This window comes from Pseudomonas viridiflava (genome assembly GCF_003702045.1).
In the GTDB taxonomy this organism is placed as follows: domain Bacteria; phylum Pseudomonadota; class Gammaproteobacteria; order Pseudomonadales; family Pseudomonadaceae; genus Aquipseudomonas; species Aquipseudomonas viridiflava_C.
Genome location: NZ_RBTP01000066.1, coordinates 1 through 14898, shown reverse-complemented (window position 1 = coordinate 14898; position 14898 = coordinate 1). Strand labels below are relative to the sequence as shown.

Sequence of the window (14898 nt, the reverse complement as noted above, 5' to 3'; positions counted from 1 at the left end):
GACATGATCAAGACCAAAGGATTCAGAGTGAGAAAAGCGCTTCCTGCCCATCAGCGGGGCATGGTTCTGCTGGTCAGCCTGGTGTTTCTGTTGTTGCTCACGCTATTGGGCATTTCTTCCATGCAAAACGCGACCCTGCAGGAAAAAATGGCGGGCAGCGTGGCCACCCGCAACGTGTCGTTTCAAGCGGCAGAAGCGGTGTTGAGGTTGGGCGAGTCGGAGATACAAAAGCCTGGGTTTTCGATTGCACAGTGCGCCAGTAACGCTACGTGTGCGCCCCCGGTTGAATCCACTGTCGTGACCGCAGCCGGCAGGAACGGTGCTTCAGGCGTGACCTGGGTCGCTCTTGATGCCGGTTTGGGTTTTTATGGCATTCAAAATCTGGGGCCTCCGGCGGCGGCAATTTTCAAATGCGCGACTTCGAATCCGAGTCAGGTAACGATGTACCGAGTGACAGCCGTTTCCATCAAAGGCACGTCGCGAACTGTTCTGGAGAGTATCTATGCCACCAATTGCTAAGACGCTTCGCCGTGCCCTGAAGTGCGTCTACGGCGCATTGTTGGCGCTCTACCTGACGACACCGGTCTACGCGTTCACTCCCGCTCAGGCTCCACTGCTCAGTTCTTCGGCGGTACCGCCCAATCTTATGTTGCTGGTCGATAATTCGGGCAGCATGTACAACATTATCTGGGCGTCGGGTTTCAACCCCAATGTCAATCGTCCGGATATCCAGTTCTACTCCACGCAGTGCGTGAGTGGCCTGATTACAGTGCCGTGTCCTTTCATCAGCACCATCTCGGGTGGGGAAACGCTGGCGTTAGGCGACATAAACGCCACGGGAGTGCTCAATATTTCGTTGAGCTGTCTGTTTGGCGGACGCCCGGTCTTTCGCAACGGACAGGGGTATTGCCTGGTATTGCCTGACCCGGCCGGGAATGGTCTGACGCGTTATACCGCAGACTATCTTTCGTATCTGATTGACCTGGTAAATCCGGGTTTTTTCGATGCTGGGGTTCGCTTCTACACCAATGGCGTGATTCCCAACGACTTTCGTATGAATGTCGCAAAGTCCGTGGCGACCAACCTGGTGACGAATAACCCGACGCTCAGGATCGGGCTGGCGACCTTCAATGATCCGAGTAACGGTGACCCCGGCCCTGGCGGCAGGATCGCCCGGGCCGTCATGGATCTGTCCCCGGTGGCGACCTCGAAGTATCAGCCCATCGCAGTCAGTCAGGATCAGGCCAATAAGAACAATGACGCGCTAAAGGCGGCAATTGGCGCGCTGCAGCCAACGGCCAACACACCGCTGGCTGAAACCTATTATGAGATCACTCGTTACTTTCGCGGGATGTCGCCGTTTTATCAAAACGCTGCGACCTACGTGAGCCCCATTCAGTACCGCTGCCAAAAGAACTATGGCGTGGTGATCACCGATGGTCTGCCCACCTATGACCGCTCGATACCCAACAATGACCCTGATGACCTTGCCGATACCACGCGTTCATTGCCCAACTGGGATTTGAACGCCGCCAATGACGGTCCCAATCTTCAAGGGGACGGTGAGGGCGATACTCAGTATCTGGATGACGTGGCCAAGTTTGCCTACGACATTGATATGCGCAAGGACTCTACGGCATCTCCAGGTGATCTGACCGGCAAGAGTTGGGACAGCGCAGGCTTCAGCAAGCAGAACCTGTCGACGTACACCATCGGTTTTACGGTCGACAATCAAATGCTTCTGGACACCGCCGACAACAATCATGGTCATGGTAAGTACTTCCAGGCCAATGACAGTGCAGGCCTCAGTTCCGCGCTGAATCTCGCGCTGAGTGATATCTACGCCCGAATAGGCTCGGGGAGCGCGGGCGCTGCCAACTCGCTCACGCTGCAAACCGGCACCCAGTTCTACCAGACAATTTACGACCCGTCGGACTGGCATGGCACGATCAAGGCTTACAACATCAACCCTACAACTGGCACTTTGGGCGATACGGTCTGGAACACGGACAACACCATTGTCAGCGGTGCAGGATCTGCTGTTTTTGAATCATGGAATACGGCGACGCCCGGCAGAATCACCCTGGATTACGCCAATCTAAGCACCCCGCAGAAGAATGCATTCAACCTGACGCTGCCGAGCAATGTGACGGGAACCGAGTTGATTGCCTGGGCCAAAGGTGCGGCAAACAGTAAGTTGCGTACGCGCACCAGACTGCTGGGGGACATCATTAATGCGCCATTAGCGGCCGGGATGCCCACGCAGAAGACGGCTACCGAGCTGGTGGGTGACAACAGCTACACGAGCTATCTGGCGACCAAGGCCAGCACCATGACGCCCAGCCTGTTGGCAAATGCCAATGACGGTTTCTTTAACATCATCAATACTACCGACGGCTCACGGCGTTATGCGTACATGCCATCGACGGCGCTGGCTTCGTTGGCAACTGTGGCGTCGGCGACCTACGGTTCTGGTGTACACAAGTTCACAGTGGATGGTCAGGTGTCGGTTTTTGACACGCAGGTTTCGGCAGGTTCCGCATGGCGTACGGTGGCGTTCGGAGGGACCGGTGCCGGCGGCAAGGCATTTTTTGCGGTCAAGCTGTTCGAAGGCACCAGTAATACGCCTAGCGCGTTATGGGAGGTCAAAGCGCCTGATACCTCTACGCCTTCCAACGCCTTCAATAACCTGGGCTTCGCCTATGCAAAGCCTGATGTGGCCCGCATGGCGAGCGGCGCAGGGATTGTTGTGTTGGGTAACGGCTATGGCAGCTTCACCGGCAGGGCCTCACTGTTTGTCCTCAACGCCAATACCGGGGCGCTCATTGCAGAAATCCCTACGCCGGTCATCGGGAATGAGACAGACAACGGCCTGTCTTCAGTCAAGCTGCGTGTCAATTCTCAGAACGTCGTTCAGGCCGCTTATGCCGGCGATTTGAAAGGGCGGCTATGGAAGTTTGATCTGAGCTCATCCGACGCATCCGGCTGGAAAGTCGCTTTTGGAGGTGCGCCGTTGTTCACCGCGCCAAGGGGCGCCGGTCAGCCTATAACCGTGCAACCCATCCTGCTTAATCACCCACTCAACGGCAAGCTTGTCTACTTCGGGACCGGCAAGTTTCTTGAAACGGCCGACAAGCAGACCACGGCACAGCAGGATTTCTATGCGATCTGGGATGCTGATGGCGGAACAGGCAATATTGTCGAAGCGAACCTCCAACAGCAGGACGTCAATGGCAGCGTCGTCAGTAATGGAAGTACCTACTTCACATCGACCACGAGGGATGTGGACTGGGCCTCCAAAAGAGGTTGGTTCATGCCGCTGTCGATCGCTACTCCTTACTTGGGAGAGCGAATTATCTACCCTGCTCAAACCAGTCGGGGGCGAATTATCTTCTCCACTGCCTCCGTCAACTCGGACGATCCTTGCGAAAGTACCGGTACCGGTCGGATATTTGAACTCGATGCCGCTACGGGGAGCATGCTCAATTACCAAGTGCTCGACACCAATGGTGACAACGTGATAAACGGCGGCGACCTGAGGATTTCGGGTTTAGGTATAGGTACAGGTATTCCTGTCATTTCGGCTATCGTCTCGCCGCCCAGTGCTAGCGGGTCAGGTAACGAAAGCAAGGTCGTGACCGATACCAGCGCCGGTCAACCGAGCGTTGTGTTTGAAAAGGGCGGGGTTAACCAACGTATCATGTGGCGACAAATTCAATAGGGAAGCTGACCATGCAAGCAACATCCAAGGGCTTTACGTTGATCGAACTCATGATCGTCGTGGCGATTGTCGGTATTCTTGCGGCGGTGGCTTACCCCAGTTACACCGAGTACGTGAAGCGTAGCCATCGCGCTGAGATAGCCAGCCTGCTGTCCGAGCAGACCCAGGCGCTGGAGCGGTTTTATTCGCGTAACAGGACTTACATGAATGCGCCGGGCCTGAGCGCCGGGAATTCTTTCTACACCATTGCCATCGCCCCTACGGCAACCGACTTCACACTGACCGCGACCCCCATTGGCACCTCGATGATGAACGGCGACAAGTGCGGCAATTTCGTCATCAAGAGTACGGGCGAGTACAGCAACACAGGCGCATCCAGTGGTGTGACGAGAAAGGACTGTTGGGGCCGTTAACCCTTTTCAACTTGCCCAGAGAGCAAAATGCCCAAGCAACACGTAGTGATCGTCGGCGGTGGTGTAATCGGTTTGTTGACTGCCTTCAACCTGGCGTCGGCGCACGTCAGCGTCGTGCTGCTGGATCGGTCCGGCGTGGGACTGGAGTCTTCCTGGGCGGGCGGAGGGATCGTCTCGCCGCTCTACCCTTGGCGCTACAGTCCCGCCGTGACGGCGTTGGCGCACTGGTCTCAGGATTTCTATCCGCATTTGGGCGAGCGGCTTTTCAAACAGACGGGCCTGGACCCGGAAGTCCATACCACCGGTTTGTACTGGCTGGATCTGGACGACGAGCAGCAAGCGCTCGAATGGGCTGCGCGCGAAGGCCGCCCGCTGAGCAGCGTTGATATTTCAGCGGTACACGATGCAGTCCCGCCGCTCGGGAAAGGGTATTCGCGGGCTATCTATATGGCCGACGTGGCCAACGTGCGAAATCCCAGGCTGGTCAAATCCCTCAAGGCCGCCTTGCTGGCGATGCCCAATGTCGAGATTCGCGAGCAGTGCGAGGTCAAGGGCTTTGTGCGTCGTAACGGTCGAGTCAAGGGCGTGATGACGGCTACAGGCGATGTGCTCGCTGATCGCGTGATTCTTGCAGCGGGTGCCTGGAGTGGTGAGTTGCTCGGTACGCTGGGGCTTGATCTGCCGGTCGAGCCCGTCAAAGGGCAGATGATCCTCTACAAATGCGCGTCGGACTTTTTACCCAGCATGGTGCTGGCGAAAGGGCGATACGCGATCCCGCGGCGTGACGGACACATCCTGATCGGCAGCACGCTGGAACACGCAGGCTTCGACAAGACAACAACCAATGCTGCGCTTGAAAGCCTCAAGGCCTCGGCCATTGAACTGATTCCGGCGTTGGCGGATGCCGAGCCGGTCGCTCAGTGGGCGGGGTTGCGCCCGGGCTCGCCGGAAGGTATTCCGTTCATTGGCCCTGTGCCCGGTTTCGAAGGGTTGTGGCTCAACAGCGGTCATTACCGCAACGGCCTGGTGCTGGCGCCAGCCTCGTGCCAGTTGCTTGCCGATTTGCTGCTGGGGCATGAGCCGATCATTGATCCTGCTCCGTATTCGCCGGAAGGGCGTATGACGCCCGCCCTAATATGAGCTGCGCTTTCGTCGATAAATTATAGTTTGCTGGATAAACGCGGTTTTTGTGTGAGGCCCCACCACGTCTTCAACGTGGCGCTGTCGCGCAGCAAACACCGGTTCGTGGGAGCGGACTTGTCCGCGAAAAGGCTGTTACATCCGACGCATATGCAGTGGCTGAAATACTGCTTTCGCGGACAAGTCCGCTCCCACAATCTGTATTCGCAGCGACACAGCACTGTGTCAGAGGCCAACGAACACCCGCGCCTTCCCGCTCAATCCAGCCCCAGCTTCTTCAATCGATAACGCATTGACCTGAATGACAGGCTGAGTCGCTGGGCTGCCGCGGTCCTGTTCCAGCGGGTCTCTTCCAGGGCCTGCAGAATCAGTTTGCGCTCGATGCCTTCAAGATAGTCTTCCAGATTGTCGATGTCCGCCAGGTTCGGGCCGTCGCTCTCCTGAGGTCTGGCAGACTCGGCCAGGCGCAGGTCAGACGCATGGATTTCGTCGTTTTCGCACAACGTATAGGCACGCTCCAGCATATTTTCAAGCTCACGAACGTTGCCTGGGAAGCGATAGTTTTTCAGCGTATCCAGTGCCTGAGCGTCGAGCCTGGCGGCGGGCAGTCCGCTGTTGGTCGCCAGTCGCTGCAGGACGATGGCGGCCAATTGATCGATGTCTTCACGACGCTCGCGCAGGGACGGCACGCGCAGTTCGATGACGTTCAACCGGTAATACAAATCCTGCCGGAAGCGTCCTGCGGCCACCTCCACACTTAGGTCCTTGTGGGTTGCACAGAGAATTCGTACATCCACCACTTGTTCCTGCTGGCCCCCGACGCTGCGAATGGACTTCTCCTGTATCGCGCGCAGCAGTTTGACCTGCATGGCCAATGGCAGATCGGCCACCTCGTCCAGAAACAGCGTGCCGTTCTGCGCCGCCTGGAACAGTCCGGGCTTGTCTTCATGGGCGCCGGTGAAGCTGCCTTTGCGATGCCCGAAGAATTCGCTTTCCATCAGGTCAGAAGGAATGGCGCCGCAGTTGACCGGCACGAACGGTTTCTCCCCGCGCGGGCCTTGTTCGTGAATAAGCTTCGCCACCAACTCTTTGCCGCTGCCGGACTCGCCGCTGATATAAACGGGGGCCTGACTGCGCGCCAGTTTGGCGATCTGGCTGCGCAGCGTGCGCATGGGCGGCGAATCGCCCAGCAGGCGGTTGTCCAGGGTGCGTACCGGCTGCACGACGGGTGTGAGGCGCAACGCGCTGTTGACCAGTTCACGCAGGCGACCGAGGTCTACCGGTTTGGTCAGAAAGTCGAACGCACCCGCCTTGAGCGCATGAATGGCCGTGTCCAGACTGCCATGAGCGGTGATCATCGCCACCGGGACGTGAGCGAAGTTCTGCTGGATGTGCTGCACCAGTTCCAGGCCATTACCGTCCGGCAGGCGCATGTCGGTCAGGCACAGGTCGAAGGGCTCGCGCGCCAGCCAGTCATGGGCTTCAGCGACATTGCGAGCGCTGCGGGTGTCGAGCTTCATCCGGCCCAGAGTGATCTCCAGGAGTTCGCGAATGTCCGGCTCATCATCGACGATCAGGATTTTTTGCCGTGGGGTCATCTTCAGCTCGGTTTGAACGGGTGGGCGAAGGTAATACGCAGACAACTGCCGCCGCTTTGACGAGGGGCATAATCCAGGTGTGCCTGATTGCTTTCGCATAGCTCTCGCGACAGGTAGAGGCCCAGGCCCGTCCCTTTGCTTTCGGTGGTGAAAAACGGTTCGAACAGTTTGCCCAAGTGCTTCTCGCTGACGCCGGGGCCATCATCCAGCACCTCCAGCGTGGGCAGATCGCTGTTCTGATCGTGATACAGCCTGAGCAGCACCTGAGCAGTGGGGTGATTCTGACGGCTGTAGCGCAGACCGTTTTGCAGCAGGTTGGTCACGACCTGATTCAGCTGTTCGGCGTCCATGCGGGTGGTCAGCATGCCGATGCCGATTTCAACCTCAATGTTTTGATCAGGCGAAGCGGCGCTGCGAAAGTCTGCCACAAAGGTTTCCAGCCAGTGTTTCAGGTCAAGCAATTCACGCTGGGCTTCACGACGCCTGGACAGCTGCAGCACGTTCTCGATGACGAGGTTGATCCGCCGCGACTGGTCATGAATGATCTGTCCCAAACGTCGGTCCGGCGCGGTTAGTTCTTCCGATTCGTTCAGCAGTTGTGCTGCATGGCTGACTGCGCCGAGCGGGTTGCGGATTTCGTGGGCGATGCCAGCCGTCAGGCGCCCCAGTGCAGCCAGCTTCAATTGCTGAGCCTGATGGGCGACTTGGGTCAGGTCCTCTAGAAAAATCAGGGTCTGGAGCTGATCGCCCCGGTTGACCGCTGCAAAGCTGGGTTGCAGCTCGGGGCCGATGGCCGAGGTGGTGATGCTGCGCGGCACCATGACCGGGTTGATCAGCCAGTGGCGCAGACGGTCCACCAGTTGCGGGCAGTAATGGTCGATCACGTGACCGACCAGTTGCTCATGCCCCAGCAGGCTGAGTGCGCCCTGATTGGCCAGGAGCACCTGGCGCCGGGCGTCCAGCACCAGAATGCCAGTGCGCATGCGTTGCAAAATCAGCGCGTTGAGTTCTTCGAGATTATCGACGTCGGCGGCACGCTGTCTGGCCAGCACCTCGCTGTTCAGCATGCGAGCCGTGAGGGCCTGCACCATAAGGGCGGCGGCGAAGCACATGGCGCCCAACAAGCCGGCCTGAACGTAGTCATTGGAAACCGAAGGCGTTCCGAAGCTGATATAGAACGTCAGGTAAATAATGCCAATGGCCGAAACCGCAGCGATCAGCAGACCGATTCGACCACGCAGCAGCACGTTGCTGATCGCAACCGATGCGATCAACAGGTTGCCGATACCGCTTGAAGGACCACCGGCGGCGTAGAACAGGCCGGAGAGCATGACCGCGTCAGTCATCGCCAGGCTGAACAGATGAGACTGGCGGCTAGGGCGTTCCAGCAGCACCACGACCAGAATGTTGAACACCAGATACAACCAGCAGCCAGCCCGAAACAGGTTCGGGTTGGCCATCTGCAACAGTTCGGTGTCCAGGCTGGTGGAGATCAGCGATACCAGCAGGACGCCGATAACGAGGCGATAAAGGTGATAGAGCCGCAGAATCCGTTGCGCTTGGGCACTGCTGAGGGAAAGTACCTCAGCGGTCACGAGCCGCGGGGCCTTCTAGCCGGTGCGCCTCGCTGCAATACCATTGTTTTTCCTGGCTCAATGCGCGGTCACGAGGAAGATGAACGCCGCAATGGGCGCAACGCACCATCGGCGCAGCCGTGTTGTCAGGCGGGGCCGGGCGGGGTTTTGGTTTCGGGGGATTGAGCAGGCGCTTGATGAACCAGATCGCCGCCGCGATCAGCGCGGCCCACATTAATAACCGAAGCATGACTACCCGCTTAGTGAGTTGAGTCTGCGCAGTGTAGCCAAGGAGCAGGCCGGCGCACAGTGGCGAGCGCGCATAAAAAAAGAGGCCCTGAATGGGCCTCTTTTTAAGGGCTGTGTCCGACTCAGTCGAACAGGCCCAGGGTCATGTAACTGAACCAGGAACGGCTCTTGGTTCCTTTCTCTTCGGCTTCTTTTTCGGCCTGCTCATCCAGCTCTGCCTGGTTTTCCGGCAGCAGCTCTTTAGGGATGGAGTCCTTGGCGTCCTGATACTGCTTCTTGATGTCCTGGTCGGCACGGGTTTCACCCGGTGGCAGTGGTGCGCTGCCGCTGATCAGACCCAGCGTCGCCTTGGACAGCCACGAACGGTTGTCCGCTTCTGCCTCACGAGGGGTGAATTCGCCGTTGTTCAACTGCGGATGGTTCGGGTAGTTGGTTTTCAGCACTTCAAGGCTGGTGGCAGCCAGATCGTCCAGATGCAGGCGCTGGTAAGACTCGACCATTACGGCCAGGCCATCACCAACAGACGGCGTTTCCTGGAAGTTCTCGACCACATAACGACCGCGGTTGGCAGCGGCGACGTAGGCCTGACGGGTCAGGTAGTAGTCGGCCACGTGAATTTCGTACGAAGCCAGCAGGTTGCGCAGGTAGATCATGCGCTGCTTGGCGTCGGGCGAATAACGGCTGTTCGGGAAACGGCTGGTCAACTGCGCGAACTCGTTGAACGAGTCACGAGCGGCACCCGGGTCACGTTTGGTCTGGTCCAGCGGCAGGAAGCGCGCCAGCAGGCCGACGTCCTGGTCGAACGAGGTCAGGCCTTTCATGTAGTAGGCGTAATCGACGTTCGGGTGCTGAGGGTGCAGACGAATGAAACGCTCGGCAGCGGATTTCGCGGCCTCGGGTTCACCGTTCTTGTAGTTGGAGTAGATCAGCTCAAGCTGGGCCTGGTCGGCGTAGCGACCGAACGGATAGCGAGATTCCAGCGCCTTGAGCTTCTCAGTGGCGCTGTTATAGCTGTTATTGCCCAGGTCGGCCTGCGCCTGCTGGTACAGCTCGACTTCGCTGAGGTTTTCGTCGATGACTTCCTTCGACGAACAGGCCGCAGTCAATGCGAGGATGGCGATCAGCAGCAGGTGTTTCACTTGCATGGCGGCTTGCGTCCCTATAACGGCCTGCTGTCTTGGGCGGGGCCGTCCTGTTATGATGAGCGCCCCGCGATACCGGCGGGACAAAAGACGCCGTATTTAACCACAAGCGCGCTGCCGAAACCAAAGGCTAGCCGCCACCTAGTCTGGTCATGTCCGAAAATATAGAACTCCGCGCAGAGGTGCCGTCCGAATTGGGCGGTCAACGCCTCGATCAAGTCGCCGCACAATTATTCGCTGAGCACTCGCGCTCGCGCCTTTCCGCCTGGATCAAGGACGGCCGCCTGACTGTGGACGGTGGCGTTCTGCGCCCGCGTGACATCGTGCATGGTGGTGCCATCCTCGAGCTTGTTGCCGAGCAGGAGGCCCAGGGTGAATGGGTCGCTCAGGACATCGAGCTGGACATCGTCTACGAAGACGACCAGATCCTGGTCATCAACAAGCCTGCGGGCCTGGTGGTGCATCCGGCTGCCGGTCACGCCGACGGTACGCTGCTCAATGCCCTGTTGCACCATGTGCCGGACATCATCAATGTTCCGCGCGCCGGCATCGTGCATCGTCTGGACAAGGACACCACCGGTCTGATGGTGGTCGCCAAGACCATTCAGGCGCAGACCCAGCTGGTGACACAGCTTCAGAGCCGCAGCGTGAGCCGCATCTATGAATGCATCGTGATCGGTGTCGTGACCGCAGGCGGCAAGATCGATGCGCCGATTGGTCGTCATGGTCAACAGCGCCAGCGCATGGCGGTGATGGAAGGCGGCAAGCAGGCGGTGAGTCATTACCGAGTGCTTGAGCGTTTCCGTTCTCACACCCATGTGCGGGTCAAGCTGGAAACCGGTCGTACGCACCAGATTCGCGTACACATGGCGCACATCAATTACCCGTTGGTCGGCGATCCGGCTTACGGTGGTCGTTTCCGTATTCCGCCCGCTGCCAGCCTGACGATGGTCGATTCGCTCAAGACCTTTCCGCGCCAGGCCCTGCATGCGCGTTTTCTGGAGCTGGATCACCCGACGACCGGTAAGCGCATGAGCTGGGAATCGCCACTGCCTGACGATTTCGTCTGGCTGCTGTCCCTGCTCAAGCAGGATCGCGAGGCGTTCATCGGGTGAATGACTGGCTGATACCTGACTGGCCTGCGCCAGCTCACATCAAGTCCTGCGTCACCACTCGCGCGGGCGGGGTCAGTCTGGCCCCGTTCGACACCTTCAATCTGGGCGATCACGTTGATGACCGCCCAGAGGCCGTTGCCGACAATCGCTCGCGGCTGACCACTTGCTTGAATGTCCAGCCCGGCTGGTTGCGTCAGGTGCATGGTGTTGTGGTTGCTCACGCCGATCCTTCGGGCGTCATGGAAGCCGACGCCAGCTGGACGCAAACGCCCGGTATTGCCTGCACCATCATGACTGCCGATTGTCTGCCCGCGTTGTTCTGCCGCCGTGACGGCACGCGAGTCGCCGCCGCGCATGCCGGCTGGCGTGGTCTGGCGGGAGGAGTTCTGGAAGCGACGGCCAACAGTTTGCAGGCCGATCCTCAAGACGCTCTGGTCTGGCTCGGTCCTGCCATCGGTCAGCCGTCGTTCGAAGTCGGGCCTGAGGTTCGCGAAACGTTCGTGAACCAGCATCCAGAAACGGCCAGTGCGTTTGTCGCCAGTTCCAACCCGGATCGCTTCATGGCTGACATCTACAGCCTGGCCCGCCTGCGATTGGCAGCCAGCGGCATCGTTTCCGTTTATGGTGGCGGTTTCGATACCTTCACCGATCCGCGCTTTTTCTCCTATCGGCGTGCAGCCCGCACCGGTCGATTTGCCTCGCTGATCTGGATCGATCACGCCTGACGCCTGCTCTTTTGTGCAAGCCAGCTAGGCTTGCCTGAGCGTGAGGCTGATCCACATCAATCGAGCCAGTCTTGAAACACACAGAATTGCCCGCATCTATTGCGCATCCATAAGTGTTCAGCAGGTTTTCATCACAGGTGTGTTCATTGCTCCGGCCTGCTTTAAAGGAAGGTGACTATGCGTATCGACAGATTGACCAGCAAATTACAGTTAGCGTTATCCGATTCGCAATCGCTGGCAGTGGGCCTCGACCACCCAGCCATTGAGCCTGCGCATTTGATGCAGGCATTGCTTGAGCAACAAGGCGGCTCGATCAAGCCCCTGCTGTTGCAGGTGGGCTTTGACATCAACAGCCTGCGCAAGGAGTTGAGCAAAGAGCTCGATCAACTGCCGAAAATCCAGAATCCGACCGGCGACGTCAACATGTCGCAGGATCTGGCGCGCCTTCTCAACCAGGCCGACCGTCTGGCGCAGCAGAAGGGTGATCAGTTCATTTCAAGTGAACTGGTGTTGCTCGCGGCAATGGACGAGAACAGCAAACTCGGCAAGTTGTTGCTGGGGCAGGGCGTCAGCAAGAAAGCGCTGGAAAACGCCATCAACAACCTGCGCGGCGGCGGGGCGATCAACGATCCTAACGTTGAAGAATCACGCCAGGCGCTGGATAAGTACACCGTCGACCTGACCAAGCGCGCCGAAGAAGGCAAGCTTGACCCAGTGATCGGCCGTGACGACGAGATTCGTCGCACGATTCAGGTGCTGCAACGCCGCACCAAGAATAACCCGGTGCTGATCGGTGAGCCCGGTGTGGGCAAGACCGCCATTGCCGAAGGTCTGGCGCAGCGCATCATTAATGGTGAAGTTCCTGACGGCCTTCGTGGCAAGCGTCTGCTGTCGCTGGACATGGGCGCGCTGATTGCGGGTGCCAAGTACCGCGGCGAGTTCGAAGAACGCCTGAAGTCGCTGCTTAACGAGCTGTCCAAGCAGGAAGGCCAGATCATCCTGTTCATCGACGAGCTGCACACGATGGTTGGTGCCGGCAAAGGCGAGGGCTCGATGGATGCAGGCAATATGCTCAAGCCTGCGTTGGCGCGCGGTGAGCTGCATTGCGTTGGCGCGACCACGCTCAATGAGTACCGCCAATATATAGAGAAGGACGCCGCGCTTGAGCGCCGCTTCCAGAAAGTGCTGGTGGATGAGCCGAGCGAAGAGGACACCATCGCCATTCTGCGTGGCCTGAAAGAGCGTTATGAAGTCCACCACAAAGTAGCCATCACCGACGGTGCGATCATCGCCGCGGCGAAGCTGAGCCATCGCTACATCACTGATCGTCAACTGCCTGACAAGGCCATTGACCTGATCGATGAGGCGGCCAGCCGAATTCGTATGGAAATCGATTCCAAGCCCGAAGTCCTTGATCGCCTTGAGCGTCGCTTGATCCAGTTGAAGGTTGAAGCTCAGGCGCTCAAGAAAGAGAAAGACGAAGCGGCCATGAAGCGCCTGGAAAAGCTTCAGGACGAAATCCAGCGCCTGGAGCTTGAGTACGCCGATCTGGAAGAAATCTGGACGTCGGAAAAAGCTGAAGTGACCGGTTCGGCGCAGATTCAACAGAAAATCGAACAGTCGCGTCAGGAGCTGGAAGCGGCGCGTCGTCGTGGCGATCTGAATCGCATGGCTGAATTGCAGTACGGGATCATTCCAGACCTGGAACGCAGCCTGCAAATGGTGGATCAGCACGGCAAGCCCGAGAACCAGCTGCTGCGTAGCAAAGTGACCGAGGAAGAGATCGCTGAGGTCGTGTCGAAGTGGACCGGCATTCCGGTTTCCAAGATGCTGGAAGGCGAGCGCGAAAAACTGTTGAAAATGGAAACCCTGTTGCACAACCGGGTGATCGGCCAGGAAGAAGCCGTGGTCGCTGTGTCGAACGCCGTGCGTCGTTCTCGTGCGGGACTGTCCGACCCTAATCGCCCAAGCGGCTCGTTCATGTTCCTCGGCCCGACCGGCGTCGGTAAGACGGAATTGTGCAAGGCGCTGGCCGAGTTCCTGTTCGACACCGAAGAAGCGATGGTGCGTATCGACATGTCCGAGTTCATGGAAAAACATTCCGTGGCGCGGCTCATCGGGGCACCACCGGGTTATGTGGGGTATGAAGAGGGCGGTTACCTGACCGAGGCCGTTCGTCGCAAGCCGTACTCGGTGATCCTGCTCGATGAGGTCGAGAAAGCGCATTCGGACGTTTTCAACATTCTGTTGCAGGTACTGGAAGATGGCCGCCTGACCGATAGCCACGGACGTACGGTTGATTTCCGCAATACCGTGATCGTGATGACCTCCAACCTGGGCTCGGCGCAGATTCAGGAATTGGTGGGCGATCGTGAAGCGCAGCGCGCGGCGGTGATGGATGCGGTCAGTACGCACTTCCGGCCGGAGTTCATCAACCGGATCGACGAAGTGGTGATCTTCGAGCCGTTGGCCCGTGATCAGATTGCCGGCATCACCGACATCCAGCTCGACCGCCTGCGCAAGCGTCTGACCGAGCGGGAGTTGTCGTTGGCACTGAGCCCGGAGGCGTTGGACAAGCTGATTGCGGTGGGCTATGACCCAGTCTATGGCGCACGGCCACTGAAGCGTGCCATCCAGCGCTGGATTGAAAACCCGCTGGCACAGCTCATCCTGTCGGGCAGCTTTGTGCCGGGCACGAGCATTACCGGCAGCGTGGTGGACGACGAGATCGTGTTTGCCTGATGAGGCCTGTTGCCTTATAAAGGAGGGCTCCCCAAGCGGGAGCCCTTTTTGTTGAGCGCTGTACGCGCAGCAAAATCAGCCCTGAAAGGCGATCTGAAAAAAAATCGCAAATCATTGTCTTAAAAAGCAATTTAGAGGGTTGACAGGTGTTTTTAAAATTGTAGAATAGCGCGCCTCAGAGACGTGAACGCAACGATACAAACGAAGCGCAAACGTCATTGAGATTGAAATCAAAGAGTTAACAGCGATGTGATTTCAATGCGGTAAGTGGTAACGTTGAATCTGAAATCGATAGTTCCGCGATAGCTCAGTTGGTAGAGCAAGTGACTGTTAATCACTGGGTCCCTGGTTCGAGTCCAGGTCGTGGAGCCAGATTTCGCAAGGTTCAATGATGTTTCAGTCGGGGTATAGCGCAGTCCGGTAGCGCGCCTGCTTTGGGAGCAGGATGTCAGGAGTTCGAATCCCCTTACCCCGACCAT

At 58.2% G+C, this 14898-nt stretch carries 11 protein-coding genes and 2 tRNA genes; 9 read left to right on the top strand and 4 right to left on the bottom strand.

Translation table 11 applies throughout. The features are described 5' to 3' along the window. Window positions 1-3: 3 nt before the first annotated feature. The 4 genes from ALP40_RS19740 to thiO are packed head-to-tail and all read left to right on the top strand — an operon-like array spanning window position 4 to window position 5274. Window positions 4-519: a PilX N-terminal domain-containing pilus assembly protein gene (locus ALP40_RS19740; protein WP_122209879.1), complete on the top strand. Its 516-nt coding sequence runs from the start codon at window positions 4-6 to the stop codon at window positions 517-519. Then, on the top strand, window positions 503-3721 hold the full coding sequence (locus tag ALP40_RS19735) for a pilus assembly protein (RefSeq protein WP_122209878.1): 3219 nt from the start codon (window positions 503-505) through the stop codon (window positions 3719-3721). Before ALP40_RS19740 ends, ALP40_RS19735 begins: the two co-directional genes overlap by 17 nt. 11 nt (window positions 3722-3732) lie before the next feature. Then, a complete protein-coding gene (locus ALP40_RS19730) occupies window positions 3733-4134 on the top strand; it encodes a type IV pilin protein (RefSeq protein ID WP_122209877.1) in 402 nt (133 codons plus the stop codon). Between the two features lie 27 nt (window positions 4135-4161). Further along, on the top strand, window positions 4162-5274 hold the full coding sequence (gene thiO, locus ALP40_RS19725; RefSeq protein ID WP_122209876.1) for a glycine oxidase ThiO: 1113 nt from the start codon (window positions 4162-4164) through the stop codon (window positions 5272-5274). Between the two features lie 257 nt (window positions 5275-5531). On the opposite strand, the gene ALP40_RS19720 is transcribed toward thiO, so the two are convergent. From ALP40_RS19720 to ALP40_RS19705, 4 genes are all read right to left on the bottom strand, one after another. Next, the gene (locus ALP40_RS19720) at window positions 5532-6872 is read right to left on the bottom strand and encodes a sigma-54 dependent transcriptional regulator (protein ID WP_122209875.1); all 1341 of its coding nucleotides are present in this window, start codon (window positions 6870-6872) and stop codon (window positions 5532-5534) included. A gap of 2 nt (window positions 6873-6874) precedes the next feature. Then, window positions 6875-8467 (bottom strand): PAS domain-containing sensor histidine kinase, encoded by a 1593-nt coding sequence (locus tag ALP40_RS19715; protein WP_122209874.1) that lies wholly within the window; start codon window positions 8465-8467, stop codon window positions 6875-6877. Then, window positions 8457-8696 (bottom strand): PP0621 family protein, encoded by a 240-nt coding sequence (locus ALP40_RS19710; protein ID WP_122209873.1) that lies wholly within the window; start codon window positions 8694-8696, stop codon window positions 8457-8459. The genes ALP40_RS19715 and ALP40_RS19710 overlap by 11 nt, the downstream gene beginning before the upstream one ends. A gap of 121 nt (window positions 8697-8817) precedes the next feature. After that, entirely contained in the window at window positions 8818-9840 is a 1023-nt protein-coding gene (locus ALP40_RS19705; RefSeq protein ID WP_122209872.1) for an outer membrane protein assembly factor BamD, read from the bottom strand. 149 nt (window positions 9841-9989) lie between these two features. Here ALP40_RS19705 and rluD point away from each other — a divergent pair, with 149 nt between their 5' ends. The 5 genes from rluD to ALP40_RS19680 all read left to right on the top strand — a co-directional run bounded on the left by rluD (window position 9990) and on the right by ALP40_RS19680 (window position 14897). Continuing rightward, window positions 9990-10952 carry a 23S rRNA pseudouridine(1911/1915/1917) synthase RluD gene (gene rluD, locus ALP40_RS19700; protein WP_122209871.1) on the top strand — a complete coding sequence of 321 codons (963 nt, stop codon included), beginning with the start codon at window positions 9990-9992 and terminating at the stop codon, window positions 10950-10952. Next, window positions 10949-11677: a peptidoglycan editing factor PgeF gene (gene pgeF / locus ALP40_RS19695; RefSeq protein ID WP_122209870.1), complete on the top strand. Its 729-nt coding sequence runs from the start codon at window positions 10949-10951 to the stop codon at window positions 11675-11677. The genes rluD and pgeF overlap by 4 nt, the downstream gene beginning before the upstream one ends. A gap of 177 nt (window positions 11678-11854) precedes the next feature. Further along, window positions 11855-14419, top strand: coding sequence for an ATP-dependent chaperone ClpB (gene clpB, locus ALP40_RS19690; protein WP_122209869.1), 2565 nt, complete (start codon window positions 11855-11857; stop codon window positions 14417-14419). Between the two features lie 296 nt (window positions 14420-14715). Beyond that, a tRNA-Asn gene (locus tag ALP40_RS19685) sits at window positions 14716-14791 on the top strand. A 29-nt stretch (window positions 14792-14820) separates the two neighbouring features. Further along, window positions 14821-14897 (top strand) — tRNA-Pro (locus ALP40_RS19680). Window position 14898: the final 1 nt, after the last annotated feature.

Coding starts and splice junctions, on each gene's coding strand:
- ALP40_RS19740 (WP_122209879.1), top strand. CDS start 4: ATGATCAAGACCAAAGGATTCAGAGTGAGAAAAGCGCTTCCTGCCCAT.
- ALP40_RS19735 (WP_122209878.1), top strand. CDS start 503: ATGCCACCAATTGCTAAGACGCTTCGCCGTGCCCTGAAGTGCGTCTAC.
- ALP40_RS19730 (WP_122209877.1), top strand. CDS start 3,733: ATGCAAGCAACATCCAAGGGCTTTACGTTGATCGAACTCATGATCGTC.
- thiO (WP_122209876.1), top strand. CDS start 4,162: ATGCCCAAGCAACACGTAGTGATCGTCGGCGGTGGTGTAATCGGTTTG.
- ALP40_RS19720 (WP_122209875.1), bottom strand. CDS start 6,872: ATGACCCCACGGCAAAAAATCCTGATCGTCGATGATGAGCCGGACATT.
- ALP40_RS19710 (WP_122209873.1), bottom strand. CDS start 8,696: ATGCTTCGGTTATTAATGTGGGCCGCGCTGATCGCGGCGGCGATCTGG.
- ALP40_RS19705 (WP_122209872.1), bottom strand. CDS start 9,840: ATGCAAGTGAAACACCTGCTGCTGATCGCCATCCTCGCATTGACTGCG.
- rluD (WP_122209871.1), top strand. CDS start 9,990: ATGTCCGAAAATATAGAACTCCGCGCAGAGGTGCCGTCCGAATTGGGC.
- clpB (WP_122209869.1), top strand. CDS start 11,855: ATGCGTATCGACAGATTGACCAGCAAATTACAGTTAGCGTTATCCGAT.